This window comes from Nocardia sp. NPDC041819 (assembly GCF_055590505.1).
Window position 1 is genome coordinate 395,796 of sequence record NZ_JBVJAP010000003.1, and the last position, 17,844, is coordinate 413,639.

A 17,844-nucleotide genomic window follows, 5' to 3' on the forward strand; every position below is an offset into this window, starting at 1 on the left:
CGAGCACGGCCTCTACCACTGAGCTCAGACGCGCAGCGGCTGCAACGTGGAGCCCCCTGTCAGGATTGAACTGACGACCGCTCGCTTACAAGGCGAGTGCTCTACCACTGAGCTAAGGAGGCGGGAAAGCGGTTGTCATCATAACCGGGGGCGCTGTCCGGGGGACAGCGGAACCGCGTTCGGCGCCGAACGCGACCTTTACGGCCGGACAACCGCTTTCGAACTCAGGCCCGAGCGACCGGCCCGCCCACGACGAAGTCGGCGGGGGCGGTCGCTCGGACGCGAGGCATGACGGGACCACGAACCTGCCGCGCCGGGAGCGCGGCTCTCGGAGGACCGATCAGGACTGGGCGCCCTGACGAGCCGCGTCGTCGGCGGCCATGGCGTCGCGCAGGCTCTTCGGACGCATGTCGGTCCAGTTCTTCTCCACGTACTCGACACAAGCGGCGCGGCTGTCCTCGCCGAACACGACTCGCCATCCGGCTGGAACCTCTGCGAAGGCCGGCCACAGGGAATGCTGTTCCTCGTCGTTGACCAGGACGAAGAAGCGGCCGTCTTCATCATCGAAGGGGTTGGTGCTCAATTTCACCTCACTGGATACTGGCGCTATGTACGGGATCGCTCCTGGTTCACCCGGTGCCGGGCTGCTGTGAACCCTTGACACCGAGAGACCCCGAGCGTTGTTTCGACACTAGCAAGCAAGACGTTACGCCTGGGCGGTTACCTAGGCCGCCACCCCGGCCGACTCACAATCAACCCGCGAAGAAGTCCAAGAGAATCTTGTTGACCGCCTCGGGCCGCTCCAAATACCCGAAATGCCCCGCGTCCGGTATCTCCTGGTACCGCGCACCCGGAATCACGGCGGCGATCTCCCTGGACAGATACGGCGGAATCATCCGGTCGTCGGCGAATCCGATCGAAAGACAAGGCACGCGGATCGCCCGGTAGGCCTGCACCCGGTCGAAATCGTGGTCCATCCTGCGCTGAGCGCGAATGCCGGGCGTGACCGGTCCTCCGGTGAACTCGAACAGGTCGAGCCAGTCGCGCGCGGCGTTCGTATCGGCCATGGTCGCGGGCGAGAGATTCATGACCGCGGTGATCGCCGCCTCGTATTTCGGCGGCAGTTTCACCCCGGCGGCGTCGAGTTCGTGTTCGCCGAGCGAAAGCGTCTTCTGGAACTGGTCCAGCCGCCCGTGGCCGGCCATGAACACCGCCTTGCGCACCAGGTCGGGGCGGGCCAGCGCCAGCTCCTGCGCCACGCGCGCCCCCATCGAGGTGCCCACCACCAGCGCCGGGCCCTCGTCCAGGAATTCGATCAGGGCCGCGGTGTCGGCGACCAGCTCGTCGATGGTCATGCCCGAGGCGGCCTCGAACGACGGCGCGATCCCGCGATTGTCGAACGTGCACACCCGGTAACCGGCCGCGACCAGGGCGGGAACCTGGTGCAGCTCCCACACTCGGCCGGGACTGCCGGTGCCCATGATCATGACCACGAGCGGCGCGGAGCCCTTGGCGCGGTCACCCTTCACCTGATAGTTGAGGGAAATCCCGTTCACCGTGGCCAGCGGCATGTCGACCCTTTCGTGGAGAGTTGGTGCTGGTTCCCACGGTATAGGGACCGGCGCGGCGGACGCATCGACCGGGGTGCCCCGGCGGCGCGTGCCGCCTTTCGGCCAGCGCCCCGGCGGACGCACCCTCCAGCGTCGCATACCATTGGCTTTTCGCAGGGTAAGAGCGCACTGAGCCGGGAGGACTTGACGATGGCCGTGAAGGGCAGCGCGAACGACATTGCGGACGACGATCTGGAACCGCTCGCCGACGAAACCGCGCGTCAGGCGCAGCGGGTGGTCGCGGCATACGCCGAGGACGCCGATGAGTGCCGGATGTTGTTGTCCATGCTGGGTATTGGACCGAACGCGCGAGGCGAATAGTCTCGTTCTCGACGCCAACGGCGACGTCGACTACACAACTCCAGCGGGATGAAGCAACGCGCAAAGGATGCGTGAGTGGACCAGATGAATCCGTCCGACGACTCCGAGCGAGCCAGAGACACCTCGACTGCTGACGCCGCGGCGGAGAACACCGGCTCCGGGGCCGGCTCCGGTTTCGTCGTCGTCGCCAACCGGCTCCCCGTCGACCTCGAACGACTGCCCGACGGCAGCACCCGATGGAAGCGCAGCCCGGGCGGTCTGGTGACCGCGCTGGAATCGGTCCTGCGCAACAACAAGGGGGCGTGGGTCGGCTGGGCGGGGGTCCCCAACGTCGACGTGGACCCGATCATCGAGGACGGCCTGGAACTGCATCCGGTCCCGCTGTCCGCGGACGAGGTGGCCGACTACTACGAAGGCTTCTCCAACGGCACACTGTGGCCGCTCTACCACGACGTGATCGTGCGGCCGGTCTACGACCGCAAATGGTGGAGCGCCTACGTCACCGTGAACCGGCGCTTCGCCGAGGCCACCGCCAAGGTCGCCGCCGAGGGCGCGACCGTGTGGGTGCAGGACTACCAGCTCCAGCTGGTGCCCAAGATGCTGCGCATGCTGCGCCCGGACCTGACCATCGGATTCTTCCTGCACATCCCGTTCCCGCCGGTCGAGCTGTTCATGCAGATGCCGTGGCGCACCGAGATCGTGGAGGGCCTGCTCGGCGCCGACCTCATCGGCTTCCACCTGCCCGGCGGCGCGCAGAACTTCCTCTATCTGGCCCGCAGGCTGGCCGGGCAGCCGACCTCGCGCGGCTCGATCGGCGTGCGCTCCAAGCTCGGCGTCGTCCAGGTGGGATTCCGCACGGTGCGGGTGGGCGCGTTCCCCATCTCGATCGCCTCCGCCGAACTGGACGAGCATTCCAGGCGCAGGTCGGTGCGCGAACGCGCCGCCAAGATCCGGGCCGAGCTGGGCAACCCCAAGACCATCCTGCTCGGCGTGGACCGGTTGGACTACACCAAGGGCATCGACATCCGCCTCAACGCGCTCGAGGAGCTGCTCATCGACGGCCGGATCGATCCCGCCGACACGGTGATGATCCAGCTGGCCACACCCAGTCGCGAGCGGGTCGAGAGTTACATCCAGATGCGCGGCGACATCGAACGCCAGGTCGGCCGGATCAACGGCGAGTTCGCCCGGGTCGGCTACCCGGTGGTGCACTACCTGCACCGTCCGATCCCGCGCGACGAGCTGGTCGCGTTCTTCGTGGCCGCCGACGTGATGCTGGTGACGCCGCTGCGCGACGGCATGAACCTCGTCGCCAAGGAGTACGTCGCGTGCCACAGCGGGCTCAACGGCGCCCTGGTGCTGAGCGAGTTCACCGGCGCGGCGGCCGAGCTGCGGCAGGCGTACCTGTGCAACCCACACGACCTGGACGACGTGAAGGACGCCATCGTCGCGGCTGTCGAGGACGAGCGCGACGTCAAGCGCAGGCGGATGCGTTCGATGCGCAGGCAAGTGCTCGCCCACGACGTGGATCGCTGGGCGCGCGCCTTCCTCGACGCCTTGGCCCAGGACCAGGTCGCGGGCAGCGCGCTGCTGACCGACGACGACGTCTACCCCGAGGACCGCGACCCGCGCTGAGGCCGTTCACAGGAATCACCCAGCTTCGGTCCAGGAACTTCGCAGCCGGATATCGGACCATTTAGCCATGAGTGGTGCCCCCGTGCAGCAGACACCCGAGGCCAGGGTCCTGGTGGTCGACGACGAGCCGATGATCGTCGAACTGCTCGCGGTGAGCCTGCGCTACCAGGGCTTCGAAGTGGACACCGCGGCCGACGGCGCCCAAGCGCTGGACAAGGCGCGCTCCTTCCGTCCCCAGGCCCTCATCGTGGACGTGATGATGCCCGGCATGGACGGCTTCGGCCTGCTGCGCAGGCTGCGCGCCGACGGTGTCGACGCGCCCGTGCTGTTCCTGACCGCGCGCGACGACGTGCAGGACAAGATCACCGGCCTCACCCTGGGCGCCGACGATTACGTCACCAAGCCGTTCAGCCTGGAAGAAGTGGTGGCCCGGCTGCGCGTCATCCTGCGCCGCGCCGGTCACGCGGCCCCGCAGCGGGAGAGCTCGCGTCTGCGCTTCGAGGACATCGAGCTCGACGACGACACCCACGAGGTGTGGAAGGCGGGTGAACCGGTCGCGCTGTCGCCCACCGAGTTCACGCTGCTGCGCTACTTCATGGTCAACGCGGGCACTGTGCTGAGCAAGCCGCGCATCCTCGACCACGTCTGGCGCTACGACTTCGGCGGCGAGGTCGGCGTGGTGGAGACCTACGTCTCCTACCTGCGCAAAAAGGTCGACACCGGCAACACGCGGCTGATCCACACCTTGCGCGGCGTCGGTTACGTGATGCGCGCGCCCCATCGCAAGAGCGGTTCATGAGCCCGAGCCGGATCGTCGTGGTGCGTGCGAAGGTCTCCGGCTTGTTATCCGCGATTCCGTTGCGCGGGACCTTGACGATCCTGCTGGTGCTCACCGCCGGGCTCGGCCTGCTCGTCTCCGGCATGGTGGTCACCTCGGCCTTGGAAGGCCAGTTGACCGACCGAACCGACCAGCAGTTGCGCGAAGGCGCGATGGAATGGTCCAGACGCCCGCCTCCGCCACCGGTGCTGCCGCCCGAGCCGCGCCACGCCCCGAGCCAGTTCTACGTGCGCTTGCTGCGAAACGACGGGCGCGCGTTCTTCCTCAAGGCGTTCGGTGTCGAGGCCGAGCCGAACTTGTTGTCGACACCGCAATCGAGTCCTTACACCGTCGGCTCCGTGAACGGAGGGCCGATCCGGTGGCGTGTGCTGACGCTGCGCACACCGGAGGGCACGACGACGGTCGCGCTGCCGCTCACGCAGAACACCGACACCGTGCACCGGCTCGTGATGCTCGAGCTGATCGTCGGGGCGATAGTCCTGGCCGTGCTGGCGGTGCTCGCGTATTTCCTGGTGCGGCGCAGTCTGCGTCCGCTGCGCCGGGTGGAGAGCACCGCCGCGGCCATCGCCCGCGGTGACCTGCATCGCCGCGTGCCGGTGCGCGATACCAACACCGAGGTCGACCGGCTGTCCAGGTCGCTGAACGGCATGCTGGCGCAGATCCAGCGCGCGTTCACCGCGACCGCCGCGTCCGAGGAAGCGGCACGCAAGTCCGAGGAGCGCATGCGCCGTTTCATCGCCGACGCCAGCCACGAGCTGCGCACGCCGTTGACGACCATCCGCGGGTTCGCCGAACTGTATCGCCAGGGCGCCACCGACGATCCCGCCGCGTTCATGGACCGCATCGAGCGCGAAGCCCAGCGGATGGGCGTGCTGGTGGAAGACCTGCTGATGCTCGCGCGGCTGGATGCCCAGCGCCCGCTGGAACTCGGCCCGGTCGACCTGCTCGCCGTCGCCAGCGACGCCGTGCACAACGCACGCGCCGTGGTCGCCGCCGGGCATACCGACGGTCCCGTCCGCACCATCGAACTGAAGATCGAACCGGGCGAGGGAACGCTCGAGGTGATCGGCGACGAGGCGCGGCTGCGCCAGGTCTTGGGCAACCTGCTGAACAACGCCGTCACGCACACCGCGCCCGACGCGAAGGTGACCGTGCGGCTGGCTCCCGGCGCCGGCGACGTGCGGCTGGAGGTGGCCGATACGGGGCCCGGCCTGCCCCAGGAGGAGGCCGAACGCGTCTTCGAGCGCTTCTACCGCACCGACACCTCCCGCGCGCGAACCAGCGGCGGCACCGGGCTCGGCTTGTCCATCGTGCAGGCGCTGGTGACCGCGCACGGCGGCTCGGTGGGTGTGCGAAGTTCGCCCGACGCGGGGACGACGTTCACCGTGCGGCTGCCGCGACGACTGCCGGAGTGAGCTGCGGCGTCGATCCGGTCGCCTCGTCACCGTCCCTGCCGAAGCCGACGCGGGCTTCCTGCGTCGCCCTGAGCAAATTCCCGGGCTCAGACCGGGGTGACCGCCGAGACCAACCAGTGCGAGTCCGCCTTCGTCAGAGTGACGCGCACGCGACTGCCGGTGGTGGTGCCCTGCGGGGTGTCCTTGCTCGTCATCACCTGGTTGAGGAACAACAGCACCTGCGCGTGCGAACGGTCCGCGGAGATGACACCGCCCGCCTGGGTGGTCGCGGTGACGGTGAGCTGCTTCTCCTTGGCGCCCGGCGCGATCTGCTTGTCGATCAGCGTCAGATAGTCGTCGCGGAAATCACCGGTCAGGTTGTCGGCGGACTTGCGCAGTTCGGTGTCCACGGTCTGCGGGTTGTAGGTGAACATGGCCTCGAGGGTGCGTCCCGCCGTCGCGACCGCGTCCGCGCGCGACTGCTCGGCCTGCCGGTCGTCCCAGTAGCGGTAACCATTGACGCCGCCGATCACCGCGGCCGCGGCGACCACGACACCGAGTACCGCGAGCAGGATCTTGGCCCGAATTCCGTTCATGCTGCGTCCACCGGTCATGCCACGAACTCCACATTGGACACGGTCAGCCCGGAATCGCCGCGGGACACGGTGACCCGGAACCGGTAATACCTGGTCTGCGGCTCGGCCTGGCCCGCGTTGGTGAGCGTCTGCTTGGCGGCGACCAGCACCCGCCCGGAGCGATCGTCGTCGCTCTCGAGCGCGGCCTCCACGATCTCGCCGCTGGAGACCACCTTGGCCTGCTGCACGATGCTGGTGAACGGGTCGACCCGCCCGTCGAACTCGGTCTTGAACTCACCCGAGGCCAGCGACAGGATCCGGTCGATGTCCTGCTTGGCGGAATCGGCGCGGATGGTGGTCAGATTGACGATCGCCTGCCGGGCGGTTTCCACGTATTCGGCGCGGCGCTCGTCGCGCTCGTGCGCCGAGCGCATCGCGAGCACCGAGAGGGTCGCGCCGCAGACGAGCGCGACGACCAGCAGCGCGGCGGCGGCCATCGCGAGAATGCGCGGGAGGCCGCGGTTCTTGCTCGGAGCGGGCTTCTGCTCGGACGGCGACTCGGCAGCGGCTTTCGTCATGCTGACCGTCGCCTTGTCCGCGTCGGCGGTCGAGTCGTCCGTGGCCGGTACCGGTGGGCTCGACTCGGCGCCGACGGTGCTCGGCTCGGCGTCCGCGTCGGCGGTTTCGGCCGAGCGGTCGGAAGAGACCTTTGCGCGCGTGGCCTTCGCATCGTCTGCGGCCGTGGTCTCAGCGGCGGCGGCGACCACGGTCTCCGCGTCCGTGGCAGCGGTGGTTTTCGCACCCGTAGCAACGGAGGTCTTCGCATCGCGCGCGGCGTGGTTCCCGGGCGCGGCGTCACTTACAGTCGCGGCGTCGCTCACAGTCGCGGGCGCGGCGTGGGTCGCGCTCGCGGCGTCACTCGAAGGCGCGGGCGCGGCGTCGGTAGGGATCGCGTTCTCCTCGACCGGCGGCCCGGCCGAGCGCACCGCACGACGCCGCGTGCGGTGACCTTCTCCGTTGCTCTCACTCATCGTTGCTGCTCCTCGAGCATCGCCTGCCAGCTCGACGGTACCGTGCCCGAACCGCTCGGTCCGATATCGCCCTGTCGGTATGTCCGCCCGTCGGGGCCGATGTAGACGCCGCTGTCCGGGTCGTACGCTCGGGCGGCGGCCGGTGTGCCGCCGCCGTAACTCGCCGGCGCCACGACGGGCGGCTCATCGGCGGGCGCTGCCGCGGGCGCGACCGGCCGCGGCGGCCCGAACGGCGGGTTGTCACCCAACGGAACGTACCCGGTCCGGCACATCTCCGGCGTCGGAGCGCGCACACCGGGCACTTCGACGCACGGCGTGTTCCGGATGCCGCGCACCGCTTCGGGAGCGTCTTGCGGCACCTTGCAGTACAGGCCGGAAGGCGTGGGCGGGGTGTCGAGTTCGCTCGGCGAGCGGCGCTGGTCGGGCGGGAGGAAGCCGGTCGTGCAGGCGGGCGGGTCGTTGACCAACGCCATGAAGTCGACCAGGGCTCCGTATTCGAGCGGGCCGCGTACCGCGGTGAGCAGCGCGGCGACCAGCGGCGGATAGACCACCAGGATCTGTTCGAGTCCCGCGTGGTAGGTGACCGCGACCTGACCGACGCTGACCAGGTTCGACAGCAGCAGCGGCAGCGTCGGACGCAGATCCTCGAACAGGTTGGTCACCCGTTGCATCGCGGACGGGCCCTCGCGCAGCACCCCGCGTAGCGCGGGGTCGTGACCGCGCAGCTGGTCGGTGACGGTCGCCAGATCGGCGGTCCAGGAACGGATCGCCGCGTCCGAACGGGTCTGGGTATCCAGCAGCGGCCCGATCTGGTCGAGCAACTGCTTCGTCGGTTCGGCGTTCGCCTGCGCCTCCTGCACCAGCAGCGACGCGGAGTCGATGAATCGTTGCAGGTCCGGTCCGGCGCCGTTGAACGCGAGGAACGCCTCGTCGATGACCTGCCGCAGCCGGGTGTCCGCCACGCTCGACAGCAACCGGTCGGCTTGGTCCAGCAGCGCGCCGACGTCTTGCGGCAGCTTGGTGCGCTCCACCGGGATCACGCTGCCGTCGCGCAGGTTCCCGCCCGTGCGGTGCTCGGCGGGGACCAGATCCACGTACTGCTCGCCGACCGCGGAGACACTGCGGACCCACGCGTCGACGTCGGAGGGAATCTTGTAGTCGCTGGCGATGGACAGTTTCGCGTCCACGCCGACCGGCGTGAGCCGCACCTCCTTCACCACGCCGACGTTCGTGCCGCGATACGCGACATTGGCCGTCGGGTAGAGACCGCCGGTCGCGGCCAGTTTCACCGTGACCTCGTAGCGCCCGATGCCGAACATCGCGGGCACCTTCACGTATGTGCCGCCCATGACCACCAAGCCGATCACCGTCAGCACGGAGAAGATGATCAGCTGGGTACGGACGAACCGGGTGAGCGTCACTGGCCCGGACCCCCTTGCGGCGCGGAGTTGCCCGGCATGGGCACGGTCAATCCGGGAATGGCGGGCAGGCCGGGGATCGGCGGCAGTCCCGGGATGGTCGGGGCGGGCTGGCTCGCCGCGGGCGGCGGCGCCTGCAACGGCCCGGTGGCCGGGTCGCCGTTCTGCGCGGCCGTGCCCGGCGCGAAGCTGCCGAGAGCGCCTTCCACGCCGCCGAACCGTCCGCCCAGCGGCGTTCCGGTGAGAAAGTTCGAATCCAGCCGCTTGCCGGTGATGTCCACGGTCATGAACAGGTTCAGGTAGTCGCCCTTGATCGCGTGGTCCAGGTTCTTCATCGGGAACGGGAAGGTGGCCAGGATCTTCAGCGCCTCGGTCAGGTCGCCGCCGGTGTCCGACAGCGATTTCAGCGCGGGCACGAGGCTGCGCAGGTTGGCCTTCAGGTCCTCGCCGCTGGCGTCGACGATGCGCCGGACGACGTCGCTCAGCTCGCCGAGCGCGGTGAGCGCCCTGGTGATGTTCGCGCGGCGGTCGGCGAGCACGGTCAACGCCGGATGGATCTGCTCGATGGCCGCCGCCACCACGTCACGCTGCTCGGCGAGCTGACCGCCGAGCCGGTCCAGCCCGCTCATCGCGGCGATGATGTCGCCGGTCTGGCGGTCCAGGTTCGTGGTGAGCTCGTTCAGCTGCGGCAGCAGGTCGCGGATGGCCTCCTCGCGCCCGGTGAGCGCCGCGTTGAGTTCGTGGGTGATGGTTTCCAACTGCGCGACGCCGCCGCCGTTGAGCACCACCGACAGCGAGGACAGCACCTGCTCGGTGGTCGGATAGGTCCCGGCCCGCGCCAGCGGGATGACATCGCCCGCCCGCAACCGGCCTTCGGGAGCCTGATCCGTCGGCTCGGCGAGCTCGAGATGGTTCGACCCGAGCAAACTGGTCTGCCCGATCTTGGCGACGGCGTTCGCCGGCAGCTGCACGTCCGGGTTCAGCGTGACGGTGACCAGCGCGTGCCAGTCCTCCACCTCGATCTTCGACACCGTGCCGACCGCTACGTCGTGCACCCGGACGGGGGAATTGCGGGTCAGCGTGGTCACGTTCGGCATCTGGATACGCACTTCGTAGGAGCCGGGCGCGGTGCCCTCGGTGCCGGGCATCGGCAGCGAATTCAGTCCGTCCCACTCACAGCCGGAGACGCCGAGCGCCACCGCCAGCCCCACCGCGACCGTGGCGGTGCGGTGCAATCGCCGCGGCGGCGTCATCGCACTCCTCCCGGAATGGCCAGTCCGGCGAGGCCGCTGGGCACGCTCACCGGAGCGGGCTGCGGCTGCGCGGGAGTCTGGCTCTGCACCCGCTCGGCCAGGCTGGGATCGGTGTACACCAACTGGTCGGGGAACGCGGTCACGCCGCTGGCCGGGTTCGTCATGATCGGCACGTAGTTCATGCTCAGGCTGTTGATCACCGGCGCGAGGTACTGCGCGCAGAGGTCGGCGCTGCGATCGGCGTCGTTGGTCTCCAGCGCGCGCACCGAGCCGCACAGGAACCCGAGCGGATCGGCCGGGTTGTTCAGCGCGATCGCGCCGGTCAGGGTGCCTTGGGCGGGCTTGTAGATCTGGTAGAAGTTCACCAGCGCGGTCGGGCCGGAGTGCAGTACGCGTTCCAGTTCCGGCCGCTTGTCGACCAGCACCTGGGTGGCGTCGGCCAGCCGCTGCACGCCTTCGGTGAGTTCGGCGCCGCTGCCGTCGATGAACCGGCGCACGTCGACGATCGCGGCGTCCAGATTGTCCAGCCCCGCGCCGAGATCGGCCGAGACCCCGGCCAGCACCGAGGACACCGACGCCAGCCGTCCGCCGAACTGCACGATCTGCTCGTTGCTCGCCGACAGCACGTCGACGAACTTCTGCAGGTTGCGCACCGTGCCGAACAGGTCGGTGCGCCCGTCGGAGAGCGTGCTCAAGGTGGCCGACAGTTCCCGCAGGGTGTCGCGGAACCGCTGCCCGTTGCCGTCGAGGTTGTCGGCGGCGGTGTCGACGAAGCGGCCGAAGGACCCCTGCTTGTCGTCACCGACCGGCCCGAGGGCGGTGGCCAGCTTGGACAGCTCGGCCTTGATGTCGTCCCACTCGACCGGCACCGCGGTGTGCTCGATCGGGATCACACTGCCGTCCTTCAGCTTCGGTCCGCCGGTGTAGGCGGGCGCGATCTGGATGAAGCGCGCCGAGACCAGCGACGGCGAGATGATCACCGCCTTCGGGTCGGCGGGGACGTCGATTCCGCGATCGAGGGTCATGGTCACCTTCACCCGGTCGGCGCCGGGCTCGATCGAGTCGATCCTGCCCACCTTGACGCCGAGCACCCGCACGTCGTCACCCGCGTACAGGCCCGATGTGGACGGGAAATAGGCGGTGACCTTGGTGGTTCCGATCCTGGTTATGCCATTCCACGCGACCGCGACCACGAGTGCCGCGACGACCACTCCGGCCAGCACCAGCGCCCAGCGAGGCAGTTTCCGTACAACGCTCAGCATGCGCATCCCCCCGGACGCGACTCCCCCGTCGTCGCCGAGCCATCGACGGCTCGAGACGGGTACAGGATGGACGGGTAATGCCCACTCATCGCGGCGGCTCCTGTATCGCGGGTTCGATCGACGGGGACGGCGTGAGGTAGCTCTGCAGATCATTCGGCAGGTGCTGCGGCCACACGAGCGCGTCCACCAGCGGTTGCAGCGTCTTGCTCGCGGCATTGATCACGTACGCCTGGAAGTAGGGGCCGCTGCCCACCTGCTCACCGAGCGCGGCGGCGAACGGGCCGAGACCGTCCAGCGCGTCGGCGAGGTTCTGTTTGTTGCGCTGCAACAGCGCCAGTACCGAATTCAGCTTGTCCAACGCGGGTTTGAGCTGTGCCTCGTTGTCGGCGACCAGGCCGGACAGCTGCTGGGCGAGTCCGTTGACGTAGACGATCAGCTGCCCGAGCGCGGTGCGCCGCCGGTCCAGCTCGCCGAGCAGCTCGTTGCCGTCCAGGATCAGCGCGTTGATCTGGTTGCCGCGGTCGGCGAGGATCTTCGTCACGTTCTGCGCCCGCTTCAGCAGATCGGTCAGCGCCTGGTCGCGGGCGTTGATGCTGCGCGAGAGCGCGGTGACGCCGTCGAGCGCCGAGCGCAACGGCGCGGGGGTGTCGGCGAAAGTCGCCGAGAGCGCGTCGAGGGTCTGGTCGACCCGGTCCAGGTCCAAGTCGTGCACCGTTCCCGCCAGGTCGCTCAGCGCCTCGTTGAGCGAGTACGGCGATGTGGTGCGCTCCAGCGGGATGGTGTCGTCGGTGTGCAGCGCGCCGGGGCCGGACGGCGTCACCTCCAGCGATTTGCGTCCGAGCACCGTGTTGGTCTTGATCGCCGCCGAGGTCTTCTCGCCCAGCACGATCGACTCGGAGAGGGTGAACCGGACGAGCACTTTCGCGCCGTCCAGGCCGACCTCCTCCACCCGTCCGGACCGCACGCCAGCGACCTGCACCGCGTCACCGGGGAGCAGTCCGCCCGCGTCGGCGAAGTAGGCGGTGAACGTCGCGCCGGAACGAATGAACGGCAGGCGGTCGAATTGCAGTGCCGACAACGCCACCGCCACCGCGAGCACGAGGCCGACGATGCCGATGGTGATGGCGGATGATCGCTGCTCTTTCATCGGTTGTCCGCACACCTTCCGGTCGTCTGCGCCCCGGGCATGTTGATCTTCATCGTCTGTCCGTTCGGGCCGTCCACCAGGAAGTTCGTCGAGCAGACGTAGAGCTGGAGGAAGGAGCCGTAGGAGCCGATGCGGATCAGCTGGCGATAGGTCGACGGCAGCCGTTCCAGGACCCACTGCACCGTGTCCGACCCGGCGTCGAGATTCGTGGCCAGTCGTCCGGTCTGCTCGATGGTGCCCCGCAGATCGGGGCGGGCCTGGGCGAGCAGGTCGGTCAGGTCGCCGGTGGCCCCGGCGATTCGCGGGATCGCGTCGCCGATCTGGTCCTTGTCGGCCGCCAGTCCGCTGATCAGGCGCTGTAGTTCGGCGATCGTGGTGGCGAACTGGTCGCCGCGCTGATCGATGGTCTGCAGCACCGCGTTCAGGTTGTTGATCACGCTGCCGATCAGCGCGTCCCGGTCGGCGAGCGTCTTGGCGAACGAACCGCCGCTGTTGAGCAGGGACACCAGCGTGCCGCCCTGGCCCTGGAAGATCTGCAACAGCGCGTTGGTCAGGTCGTTCACCTGGCCGGGGTCGAGGCCGCGCAACAGCGGCCGGAAACCGCCGAGCAGCATGTCCAGGTCGAGTGCGGGCGCGGTCTGTTCCTTGACGATGGTGCCGCCGGGCTGCAGGACGCGGTTCGAGCCGGGCCCCTCGGTCAGCTCGAGATAGCGGTCGCCGACCAGGTTCTCGTACTTGATCGCCGCCCGGGTGCTGGTGAGCAGCCGGTACTTGCGGTCGACGTCGAACTCGACGTGCGCCAGATAGTCCTTGCCCACCTTCACCGAGGTGACCGAGCCGACCGGCACGCCGGCGATGCGCACCTTCGCCCCGGGCAGCACGCCCGAGGAACTGGTGAACACGGCGTGGTAGCCGTTCTCCCTGGCGAACCGCATCTGGCTGAACACAACCGCCAGACCGGCGAAGATCAGCGCCATCACCAGCGTGAAGATCGCCAGTTTGACGGTGGTCGCGGTGTTCTTCACGGGCGCGGCACCCCCGGTAGTCCGGCGAACAGGAGCTGGAAGATCTTCGGCGGGTTCACACTCAGCGTCGTCGACGGTGTGTACACGTGGCCTTCCGAGGTATCGGTGACGACATAGTCCGAGTGGCTGCCCGGCACTCGGTCCAGCAGGCCCTCGCATCGCGGGCCGCCGGTCGCGTTGACCTTGGGCAGATCCTCCGGGTAGGTGTACGGCTTCGCGCCGTACATGAAGCCGGTGTTCAGCGCGACGCCTTCCTGCAACCCCCCGAAGACCGCCTCACCCATCGGCAGCGCCTTACCGAGGCCGCCGATCAGGCAGTACAGCGCGGGTGCGTACTCGTCGAGCAGCCCGGTGGTCGGGCGCAGCAGATCCAGCGCGGTGCCGAGCTGATTCTCGTTGTCGCGCAATACCGATCCGGTGGTGTCGGCCAGGCCGGTGAGGTTCACCAGAACGTTGTCCAGGCTGTCCTGCTCCTGGGCCAGGGTCGTGCTGGTGACCGTGAAGTTGTCCACCGTGCGCAGCAGGTCGTTCACCGTGTCCGCGTACAGGTCGGTGACCTCGCCGGTCTTCGCCAGATCCTGTTGCAGCGTCGGCAGATACGGGTTGATGTCGCGCAGGTAGGCGTCGCTCTGCGTGAGCAGGTCACCGAGTTTCTGCCCCCGGCCCTGCAGCGCCGTGCCGAGCGCGGACAGCGTCGCGTTCAGCTTCTCCGGCTCGATCTTGGCCAGCACGTCCGACAGGTGCTGGAACAGGGTGTTGAACTCGACGGTCACCCGCTGCGCGGTCACGGTCGCGCCCGGCCGCAGCGGGGTGGACGACGGCTGCTGCGGAACGATGAAGTTGATGTACTTCGCGCCGAACACCGTGGTCGACCGGATGTCGACGTCCGCGTTGGCGGGGACCAGTTTCAACAGGTCCGGGTCGAGGGCCAGTTTCAGCCTCGCGCCCTCGGCGGTGTGGTCGACGGACGCGACGCGGCCGATCTCCACCCCGCGCACCTTCACCTTGGCGTCCGGGTCCAGGACCAGGCCGCTGCGCGGCGCGTCCACCGTCACGGTGGCCGTGGGCGTGAACCCGCCGACGAACATGATCATCGCGACCGCGACGATCGCGACCAGCGCGAGCACCATCGTGATGCCGGCCAGTTTCAGGCCGAGCCCGCCGCGCAGCGCCCGCCCCAGGCGGCTTTCCGTTTGCTTCGATTCCGCCATGTCGCTATCCGGAGAGGTGGAAGTTGCCGGAGGTGCCGTAGATGGCCAGCGAGACCAGCAGGGTCACCGTGACGACCGCGACCAGCGAGGTCCGCACCGCGTTGCCCACCGCGACACCCACGCCGACGGGGCCGCCCGCGGCGTTGTAGCCGTAGTAGGTGTGGATCATCATGATCGCCAAGGACATGAGAATCGCCTGGGCGAACGACCACAGGATGTCGGTCGGGATGAGGAACGTGGAGAAGTAGTGGTCGTAGACGCCCGCCGACTGACCGTAGATGACGACCGTGGCGAACCGGCTGGCCAGGAACGACGCGATCACCGCGAGCGCGTAGAGCGGGACGATCGCGATCATCCCGGCCAGCACGCGGGTGCCGACCAGGTAGGGCACCGGCCGGATCGCCATCGACTCCAGCGCGTCGATCTCCTCGGCGACCCGCATCGCGCCCAGTTGCGCGGTCGAGCCCGCCCCGATGGTGGCCGCCAGGCCGATGCCAGAGATCACCGGCGCCGCGATGCGGACGTTGATGAACGCCGCGAAGAAGCCGGTCAGCGCCTCGACGCCGATATTGCCCAGTGAGCTGTAGCCCTGCACGGCGATAGTGCCGCCCGCGAACAGGGTGAGGAACCCGACGATCACCACCGTGCCGCCGATCACCGCCAGTGCGCCGGTACCCATGCTGATCTCGGCGATCAGCCGGATGGTCTCGGTGCGATAGTGCACCAGCGCGCGCGGCAGGGACCCGAGCGCCTGGGCATAGAACACCGCGTGCTTGCCGACCGAATCGAGCGAGTCCGACACCCTGCGCATTCGCCGGACCGTGCGGGGAAAGCGGGATTCGATTACGAAGGCCATCGCGTCACCGCGCCGTGAACTTGATGCCGACGGCGGTGACCACCACGTTCACGACGAATAGGGCCATAAAAGCGAAGACTACGGTCTGATTCACCGCATCACCGACACTCTTGGGTCCGCCTTTGACATTCAGGCCCAGATAGCAGGCGACCAGTCCGGCGATCAGCCCGAACAATCCGGCTTTCACCTCCGAAATGATCAGCTCGGGCAGATGGGTGAGCAGCGTGATGCCATTGACGAACGCGCCGGGGTTCACATCTTGCAGATACACCGAGAACAGAAATCCGCCGACGATGCCGATGGTGCACACCAGGCTGTTGAGCATCAGCGCGACGAACATCGACGCGAGCACCCGGGGCACCACCAAGCGCTGTACCGGATTGATGCCCAGTACCCGCATGGCGTCGATTTCCTCGCGAATGGTGCGCGCGCCCAGGTCGGCGCAGATCGCGGTCGCGCCCGCCCCCGCGACGATGAGCACGGTGACGATCGGCCCCACCTGGGTGACCGCGCCGAATGCCGCGCCCGCCCCGCTGAGATCGGCCGCGCCGATCTCCCGCAACAGAATGTTCAACGTGAAGCTGACCAGAACGGTGAACGGAATGGCCACCAGCAATGTCGGGACGATCGAAACTCGCGCGATGAACCAGGACTGGTCGATGAACTCCCGCCATTGAAAGGGCCTGCGCACGCTGGCGCGTGCGACATCGGCGGTGAGTTCGAAGAATCCACCGACGGCCCGCAACGGCACGGCAAGGACCTCGTTCATCCACGATCCTCCTTGCTCAACCGGCGTACACAGCCCACGGCGCGAATCTCCACCGTGGCCGCACCGCCGGAACGATTAGAACACGTTCACCGTGTTGCCGGTAGCACTTTTCACACTTTTGAAGTGCAATTTCCCGAAAAGTCGGCATATAAATTTGGAACCGGTGTCATCGGGTGATGATCCCACCTTTGTGAGGTAGGACATAACCCGTCCCTATGTCTACCAAGCGCCGATCCCATGATCAACAGTTGGACAGCTGATCAGTAGCGAGTCCGCGGCGAGCCGCCGCGGCTCACCCCAGCTCTGCCAGCGAAGACGCCGAGAAGGTGCGCCCATCCGGGCGATCGGCGAAGTAGCCGCCCAGCGTGTCGGCCAGATCCTGGGCCGACCACTCCCCCGCGGCCGCGTCGAACCGGCGTTCCACGACCGGCGCCGCCATGAGCGCCACCATCCCCCCGTAGACGACAAACAGCTGTCCGTTGACCGCGTCGGCGGCAGGCGAGGCCAGATAGGCGACCAGCCGGGCCACATGGTCGGGCGAGAGCGGGTCGGCCTCACCGTCCGGGGCGGGGCTGAACACCGCCTCGGTCATCGCGGTGCGCGCCCGCGGCGCGATCGCGTTGGCGCGCACGCCGAAGCGAGACAGTGCCCGCGCGGCCGAGAGGGTCAGCGCGGTGATGCCCGCCTTCGCGGCCCCGTAGTTGGCCTGCCCCTCCGGGCCGAGCAATCCGGCCTCCGAGGAGGTGTTGATCAGCCTGCCGTAGACCGGCGCGCCCGCCTGCTTCGACTTGCCGCGCCAATAGGCGGCGGCGTTGCGCGAGAGCAGGAAATGGCCGCGCAGATGCACCGCGAGCACCGCGTCGAAGTCCTCGTCGGACATGTTGAACAGCATCCGGTCGCGGGTGATGCCCGCGTTGTTGACCACGATGTCGACCGATCCGAACGACTCCTCGGCGGTGCGGATCAGCGCGTCGGCGGTCGCGCGCTCGGCGATGCTGCCCGCGACGAACTCCGCCTTGGCGCCCAGCGCCCGGATCTCACCGAGCGTGCTCGCGACCGCCTCCGACTCCGCGAGGTCGTTGACCACCACCGACGCACCGGCTCCGGCCAGCGCGAGCGCTTCGGCCCGCCCAAGTCCGGCGCCGCCGCCGGTCACGATCGCTACACGGCCCGCAAGGCTCAGATCATTGCTCACGCGGCCGACTCTAGAACGTGTTCCAACTTACGGCAAGCATCGCTCACTGCAACCGCAACGCCGCCTTCGGACATTGCGCGACGGCGTCCTCGACATCGGCGAGCCGATCGGGGGGCACGTCCGCGTTCGCGATGTGCAGGACGTCCTCGTCATCGAGTTCGAACACGTCGGGGGCGATTCCGACACAGATTCCATTCGCTTCGCACTGGTCTGGATCGACACTGATCTTCATGGCAACTCCTTTACCACCACTCTGGCCGAAGCCTAACAAGCCGATCCGCTCCACCGGAGCGTCATCGGGGGG

At 68.3% G+C, this 17,844-nt stretch carries 18 protein-coding genes and 1 tRNA gene; 4 read left to right on the forward strand and 15 right to left on the reverse strand.

Translation table 11 applies throughout. The features are described 5' to 3' along the window. Positions 1–47: 47 nt before the first annotated feature. The 3 genes from ACZ6DL_RS13490 to ACZ6DL_RS13500 all read right to left on the reverse strand — a co-directional run bounded on the left by ACZ6DL_RS13490 (position 48) and on the right by ACZ6DL_RS13500 (position 1,571). Positions 48–122: transfer RNA gene (locus ACZ6DL_RS13490), tRNA-Thr, on the reverse strand. 218 nt (positions 123–340) lie between these two features. Next, complete coding sequence (locus ACZ6DL_RS13495) at positions 341–583, reverse strand: MbtH family protein (RefSeq protein WP_011207082.1); 243 nt, start codon at positions 581–583, stop codon at positions 341–343. Between the two features lie 169 nt (positions 584–752). Beyond that, positions 753–1,571, reverse strand: coding sequence for an alpha/beta fold hydrolase (locus ACZ6DL_RS13500; protein WP_466050962.1), 819 nt, complete (start codon positions 1,569–1,571; stop codon positions 753–755). 189 nt (positions 1,572–1,760) lie between these two features. Here ACZ6DL_RS13500 and ACZ6DL_RS13505 point away from each other — a divergent pair, with 189 nt between their 5' ends. The 4 genes from ACZ6DL_RS13505 to ACZ6DL_RS13520 all read left to right on the forward strand — a co-directional run bounded on the left by ACZ6DL_RS13505 (position 1,761) and on the right by ACZ6DL_RS13520 (position 5,819). After that, the gene (locus ACZ6DL_RS13505) at positions 1,761–1,931 is read left to right on the forward strand and encodes a hypothetical protein (RefSeq protein ID WP_168434172.1); all 171 of its coding nucleotides are present in this window, start codon (positions 1,761–1,763) and stop codon (positions 1,929–1,931) included. A gap of 84 nt (positions 1,932–2,015) precedes the next feature. Continuing rightward, positions 2,016–3,566 carry an alpha,alpha-trehalose-phosphate synthase (UDP-forming) gene (locus ACZ6DL_RS13510; RefSeq protein ID WP_466051306.1) on the forward strand — a complete coding sequence of 517 codons (1,551 nt, stop codon included), beginning with the start codon at positions 2,016–2,018 and terminating at the stop codon, positions 3,564–3,566. A 67-nt stretch (positions 3,567–3,633) separates the two neighbouring features. Then, positions 3,634–4,365, forward strand: coding sequence for a response regulator transcription factor (locus ACZ6DL_RS13515; protein ID WP_391464728.1), 732 nt, complete (start codon positions 3,634–3,636; stop codon positions 4,363–4,365). Continuing rightward, positions 4,362–5,819: a sensor histidine kinase gene (locus tag ACZ6DL_RS13520; RefSeq protein ID WP_466050964.1), complete on the forward strand. Its 1,458-nt coding sequence runs from the start codon at positions 4,362–4,364 to the stop codon at positions 5,817–5,819. The genes ACZ6DL_RS13515 and ACZ6DL_RS13520 overlap by 4 nt, the downstream gene beginning before the upstream one ends. Positions 5,820–5,905: 86 nt before the next feature. Here ACZ6DL_RS13520 and ACZ6DL_RS13525 read toward each other — a convergent pair whose 3' ends face one another. From ACZ6DL_RS13525 to ACZ6DL_RS13580, 12 genes are all read right to left on the reverse strand, one after another. After that, positions 5,906–6,412 carry a h domain protein gene (locus ACZ6DL_RS13525; protein WP_466050966.1) on the reverse strand — a complete coding sequence of 169 codons (507 nt, stop codon included), beginning with the start codon at positions 6,410–6,412 and terminating at the stop codon, positions 5,906–5,908. Then, complete coding sequence (locus ACZ6DL_RS13530; RefSeq protein ID WP_466050968.1) at positions 6,409–7,404, reverse strand: hypothetical protein; 996 nt, start codon at positions 7,402–7,404, stop codon at positions 6,409–6,411. The genes ACZ6DL_RS13525 and ACZ6DL_RS13530 overlap by 4 nt, the downstream gene beginning before the upstream one ends. Continuing rightward, positions 7,401–8,825, reverse strand: coding sequence for an MCE family protein (locus ACZ6DL_RS13535; RefSeq protein WP_393234509.1), 1,425 nt, complete (start codon positions 8,823–8,825; stop codon positions 7,401–7,403). Before ACZ6DL_RS13535 ends, ACZ6DL_RS13530 begins: the two co-directional genes overlap by 4 nt. Next, a complete protein-coding gene (locus tag ACZ6DL_RS13540; RefSeq protein WP_466050970.1) occupies positions 8,822–10,075 on the reverse strand; it encodes an MCE family protein in 1,254 nt (417 codons plus the stop codon). Before ACZ6DL_RS13540 ends, ACZ6DL_RS13535 begins: the two co-directional genes overlap by 4 nt. Further along, the gene (locus ACZ6DL_RS13545; RefSeq protein ID WP_466050972.1) at positions 10,072–11,343 is read right to left on the reverse strand and encodes an MCE family protein; all 1,272 of its coding nucleotides are present in this window, start codon (positions 11,341–11,343) and stop codon (positions 10,072–10,074) included. The genes ACZ6DL_RS13540 and ACZ6DL_RS13545 overlap by 4 nt, the downstream gene beginning before the upstream one ends. A 79-nt stretch (positions 11,344–11,422) precedes the next feature. Next, complete coding sequence (locus tag ACZ6DL_RS13550) at positions 11,423–12,484, reverse strand: MCE family protein (protein ID WP_466050974.1); 1,062 nt, start codon at positions 12,482–12,484, stop codon at positions 11,423–11,425. Next, entirely contained in the window at positions 12,481–13,509 is a 1,029-nt protein-coding gene (locus tag ACZ6DL_RS13555) for an MCE family protein (protein WP_466050976.1), read from the reverse strand. The genes ACZ6DL_RS13550 and ACZ6DL_RS13555 overlap by 4 nt, the downstream gene beginning before the upstream one ends. Beyond that, on the reverse strand, positions 13,506–14,720 hold the full coding sequence (locus ACZ6DL_RS13560; RefSeq protein WP_466050978.1) for an MCE family protein: 1,215 nt from the start codon (positions 14,718–14,720) through the stop codon (positions 13,506–13,508). The genes ACZ6DL_RS13555 and ACZ6DL_RS13560 overlap by 4 nt, the downstream gene beginning before the upstream one ends. A 4-nt stretch (positions 14,721–14,724) precedes the next feature. After that, complete coding sequence (locus ACZ6DL_RS13565) at positions 14,725–15,576, reverse strand: MlaE family ABC transporter permease (RefSeq protein WP_357119712.1); 852 nt, start codon at positions 15,574–15,576, stop codon at positions 14,725–14,727. A gap of 4 nt (positions 15,577–15,580) precedes the next feature. Continuing rightward, positions 15,581–16,345, reverse strand: coding sequence for an MlaE family ABC transporter permease (locus tag ACZ6DL_RS13570; RefSeq protein ID WP_040864643.1), 765 nt, complete (start codon positions 16,343–16,345; stop codon positions 15,581–15,583). Positions 16,346–16,637: 292 nt separating this feature from the next. Beyond that, positions 16,638–17,540, reverse strand: coding sequence for a 3-oxoacyl-ACP reductase (locus tag ACZ6DL_RS13575; protein ID WP_466050980.1), 903 nt, complete (start codon positions 17,538–17,540; stop codon positions 16,638–16,640). 43 nt (positions 17,541–17,583) lie between these two features. Next, positions 17,584–17,772, reverse strand: a complete 189-nt coding sequence (locus tag ACZ6DL_RS13580) for a ferredoxin (protein ID WP_040864641.1) — start codon at positions 17,770–17,772, stop codon at positions 17,584–17,586. Between the last annotated feature and the right edge of the window lie 72 nt (positions 17,773–17,844).